Source organism: Microbispora sp. CSR-4 (assembly GCF_008033685.1).
Taxonomy (GTDB): Bacteria; Actinomycetota; Actinomycetes; order Streptosporangiales; family Streptosporangiaceae; genus Microbispora.
The window spans coordinates 1-4,975 of sequence record NZ_VJVX01000129.1 but is presented as its reverse complement, the minus strand read 5'-3'; the positions used below and the strand labels follow the sequence as shown (position 1 = coordinate 4,975).

At 73.1% G+C, this 4,975-nt stretch carries 2 protein-coding genes; both read left to right on the top strand.

The window, feature by feature from the left end; genetic code table 11:
• Window positions 1–3,406 (top strand): type I polyketide synthase (locus FLV34_RS38725; RefSeq protein WP_261986076.1); only part of this gene is annotated, 3,406 nt, incomplete at its 5' end.
• Between the two features lie 6 nt (window positions 3,407–3,412).
• On the top strand, window positions 3,413–4,975 hold a 1,563-nt coding region (locus FLV34_RS38720), incomplete at its 3' end, for a type I polyketide synthase (protein ID WP_187280864.1).

The window sequence follows — 4,975 nt, the reverse complement described above, 5'->3', positions numbered from 1 at the left end:
CCTCACCGCCGTCGAACTCCGCAACCGCCTCACCACCACAACCACCCTCCGCCTCCCCGCCACCCTCACCTTCGACCACCCCACCCCCCGCGCCATCGCCGATCTGCTGGACGGCCTGCTCGGAGGCGTCCGTACGGAGAAGGCACCCGTACGGGCCGAAACGGCGGCGATCGGGGCCCTGGCCGACGACCCGGTCGTCATCGTCGGCATGGCCTGCCGGCTTCCCGGCGGCGTCGAATCGCCCGAGGCGCTCTGGCGACTCGTGGAGAGCGGCGGCGACGCGGTGTCGGAGTTCCCCACCGACCGGGGCTGGGACCTCGAAGGGCTCTACGACCCCGATCCCGACCATCCCGGCACCTCATACACCCGGCACGGCGGGTTCCTGCGGGACGTCGCCGACTTCGACGCCGCCTTCTTCGGCATCTCGCCCCGGGAGGCACTCGCGATGGACCCGCAGCAGCGGCTGCTGCTCGAAGTGGCGTGGGAGGCGTTCGAACGGGCGGGGATCGACCCACAGCGGCTCAAGGGCAGCCGCACCGGGGTCTTCGCGGGTGTGATGTACCACGACTACGCGCCCCGGCTGCAGGAGGTCCCCGGCGACCTGGAGGGATATCTCATCAACGGTAGCGCGGGCAGCGTCGCTTCGGGACGCGTGGCGTACACCTTCGGTTTCGAGGGCCCCGCGGTGACGGTGGACACGGCCTGCTCGTCCTCGCTTGTCGCCCTGCACCTGGCCGCCCAGTCGCTGCGTACGGGCGAGTCGGACCTCGCGCTCGCGGGCGGCGTCGCGGTGATGTCGTCGCCCGCCACGTTCGTCGAGTACTCGCGGCAGCGGGCCCTGTCGGCGGACGGGCGGTGCAAGGCGTTCTCCTCCTCCGCGGACGGCACCGGCTGGGGAGAAGGCGTGAGCCTGCTGCTCCTCGAACGGCTGTCGGACGCGCGCAGGAACGGGCACCCGGTGCTCGCGGTCGTCCGCGGCTCGGCCGTCAACCAGGACGGGGCCTCCAACGGTCTCACCGCCCCGAGCGGGCCGTCCCAGCAGCGGGTCATCCGGCAGGCGCTCGCCAACGCCGGGCTGGCCGCGTCGGAGGTGGACGCGGTCGAGGCGCACGGCACGGGCACGACGCTCGGCGACCCCATCGAGGCGCATGCGCTGCTGGCGACGTACGGCCAGGACCGGCCCGCCGACCGGCCGCTGTGGCTCGGCTCGCTGAAGTCGAACATCGCGCACACCCAGGCCGCCGCGGGCGGCGCCGGGGTGATCAAGATGGTCATGGCGATGCGCGGCGGCGTGCTGCCGAAGACGCTGCACATCGACGAGCCGAGCCCGCACGTGGACTGGTCGAGCGGCGCCGTACGCCTGCTCGGCGAGACTCGCCCCTGGCCGGAGACCGGCCGCCCCCGGCGGGCGGCGGTCTCGTCGTTCGGGGTCAGCGGTACGAACGCGCATGTGATCCTGGAGCAGCCCCCGGCCGCCGAGGAGCCGGCCAGGAAGGCGCCCGCGCCCCCGCCCGCCGTGCCGTGGGTGCTGTCCGGGCACCTGCCCGAGGCGCTGCGTGGCCAGGCCGTCGGCCTCGCGACGTACCTGGACGGCCGTGCGGACCTCGATCCCGTCGACGTCGCGCACTCTCTCGTCTCGGCCAGGGCGCTGTTCGCCGAGCGCGCCGTCGTGGTCGCGCCGAGCAGCGCCGAGTTGTCCGCCGATCTGTCCGCCGGGCTGGCCGCGCTCACCCGCGACGGCGCCCTGCCCGACCACGTCGTACGCGGCACGGCCGACGTGACCGGCAAGGTCGTGTTCGTCTTCCCCGGGCAGGGCGGGCAGTGGCCCGGCATGGCAGCCGGGCTGCTGGAGACGGCGCCGGTGTTCGCGAAGCGGCTCACCGAGTGCGGGCGGGCGCTGGCCGAGTTCGTGGACTGGTCGCTGCTCGACGTGGTGCGGGGCGTCCCCGGCGCGCCGGGGCTCGACCGGGTCGACGTGGTCCAGCCGGTGCTGTGGGCCGTCATGGTCTCGCTCGCCGAGCTGTGGCAGTCGTACGGCGTGCGTCCCGACGCCGTGGTCGGCCACTCGCAGGGAGAAATCGCCGCGGCGGTGGTGGCGGGGGGCCTGTCGCTCCGCGATGCCGCCCGCGTGGTGGCCCTGCGCAGTCAGGCCATCCGTACCCTGTCGGGCGACGGCGGGATGGCGTCGGTCGCCCTGCCCCTGGAGGAGGCCGAGGCCCGGATCGCGGCCTGGGACGGGCGGCTGTCGGTCGGGGTGGTCAACGGGCCGGGCAGCGTGGTCGTGTCGGGCGAAGCGGGCGCCCTGACGGAGCTGCTGGCCGCGCTCGACGCCGAGGGGGTGCGCAACCGGCGGATCTCGGTCGACTACGCGTCGCACTCCGCCCGGGTGGAGCTGATCGAGGAAGAGATCGTCAAGGCGCTGTCCCCCGTCGCTCCCCGGGAGCTGACCGTGCCGATGCTGTCGACCGTCACCGGTGACTGGGTCGGCCCCGAGGAGCTCGACGCGGAGTACTGGTACGCCAACCTGCGCCGGCCGGTGCGGTTCGAGGCCGCCACCCGGGCGCTGGCGGCCGGTGGCCACAGCGCGTTCGTCGAGATCAGCCCGCACCCGGTGCTCACGTCGAGCATCGAGGACACCCTCGACGCCGCGGGCGTCGCACCGGCGCTGGTCACCGGCACGCTGCGGCGCGACCAGGGCGGGCCGGAACGGTTCCTCGTCTCGCTCGCCGAGGCGTTCGTGCGGGGCGTTCCGGTCGACTGGAGCGTCGCCCTCGCCGGGTCGGAACCGCGCCGCGCCGACCTGCCCACCTACGCCTTCCAGCGCACCCGCTACTGGCTCGACGCCTCCCGTACGTCCGGGGTGGGCGGCTCGGTGGAGGACGCCGCCCCCGGTGCGCCGTCGCCCGCGCGGCGGTTCGCCGGACTCGACCCGGCACAGCGCCGCGAGGCCGTGCTCGATCTCGTCCGTACGGAGGTCGCCGCGGTGCTGCGGCACTCCGACGGCGAGGCGGTCGCGCCGGCCAGGGCGTTCAAGGAGCTGGGTCTCGACTCGCTGACCGCCGTCGACCTGCGCAACCGGCTCCGGGCGGCGACCGGGCTGCCCCTGGCGACCACGTTGATCTTCGACTACCCCTCGCCCACCGCGGTGGCCGAGCACATCCTGACGGCTTTGGGCGACGCCGAGACGGACGGCGAGGACAAGCCGGCGGACGATCCGCTGACCGCGCTGCGGCGGCTGGAAGCGAGCCTGCTCGCCGAACCGGACGAGCGCGGCGAGGTCGTCTCCCGGCTCCGCGCGCTGCTGGCGCGCTTCGACACGGCCGCCGAGGACGACGACCCGGACGCCGAACTCGACCTCGACTCCGCCACCGACGACGAACTCTTCGACCTCCTGGACAGGGGCTGATTCCTGATGGCGAACGACGAAAAGCTGCGCGAATATCTCAAGCGTTCGATCGCGGAGACCAAGCAGGCCGAGCGGCGGCTACGGCAGATCGAGGCGAAGTCGCGCGAGCCGATCGCGATCGTGGGGATGGGCTGCCGTCTGCCCGGCGGGGTGGCCTCCCCCGAGGACCTGTGGGACCTGGTCGCCGAGGGCCGCGACGCCGTCACCGAGTTCCCCACCGACCGCGGCTGGGACCTCGACGCCCTGTACGACCCCGACCCCGACCACCCCGGCACCTCCTACACCCGCCACGGCGGCTTCCTCGACGACATCGCCGGATTCGACGCCGACTTCTTCGGCATCTCCCGCCGCGAAGCCCTCGCCAGCGACCCCCAGCAACGCCTCCTCCTCGAAGTCGCCTGGGAAACCTTCGAACGCGCCGGCATCGACCCCACCACCCTCAAAGGCAGCCGCACGGCGGTGTACGCGGGGGTGGCCGACCGCACGTACGGCTCCCGGCTGCCGCAGGTGCCCGACGAGCTGGAGGGATACCTGGCCATCGGCAACCTGGGCAGCGTGCTGTCGGGGCGCATCGCCTACACCTTCGGGTTCGAGGGCCCGGCCGTGACCGTTGACACCGCCTGCTCGTCGTCGCTGGTCGCGCTGCACCTGGCCGTCCAGGCGCTGCGTACGGGGGAATGCGACCTCGCGCTCGCGGGTGGCGTCACGGTGATGGCCAGCCCGATCGGCTTCACGGAGTTCTCGCGGCAGCGGGGGCTCGCGCCGGACGGGCGGTGCAAGGCGTTCTCCTCCTCCGCGGACGGCACCGGCTGGGCCGAGGGCGTCGGCCTGCTACTGGTCGAACGCCTGTCGGACGCACACAAGAACGGCCACCGCGTGCTGGCCGTCATCCGCGGCACCGCCATCAACCAAGACGGCGCCTCCAACGGCCTGACCGCCCCCAACGGCCCCTCACAACAACGCGTCATCACCCACGCCCTCGACAACGCCGGACTCGGCCCCCTCGACGTCGACGCCGTCGAAGCCCACGGCACCGGCACCACCCTCGGCGACCCCATCGAAGCCCAAGCCCTCCTGGCCACCTACGGACAAGGCCGCCCCACCGACCAGCCCCTATGGCTCGGCTCCCTCAAATCCAACATCGGCCACGCACAAGCCGCCGCCGGCGTCGCCGGCATCATCAAAACCGTCCAAGCCATCCGCAACAAGCACCTCCCCCAAACCCTCCACATCGACCAGCCCACCCCCCACGTCGACTGGACCACCGGCACCATCCAACTCCTCACCGAACCACGCCCCTGGCCCGAAACCGGCCACCCCCGCCGCGCCGCCGTCTCCGCCTTCGGCGTCAGCGGCACCAACGCCCACGTCATCCTCGAACAAGCACCAGACCAGGACGACACGGCATCCGGCACGAGCCCCACACCGCGGGCATCGCTTACCGTGACATCGGACGCGGATCGTGCGGTTCCGGTGGTGCCGTGGGTGATCTCAGCACGATCCCAGCAGGCGCTGCACGCCCAGGCCGCCCGGCTCGCCGATCATCTGGACCACCACCCCGACCTCGAC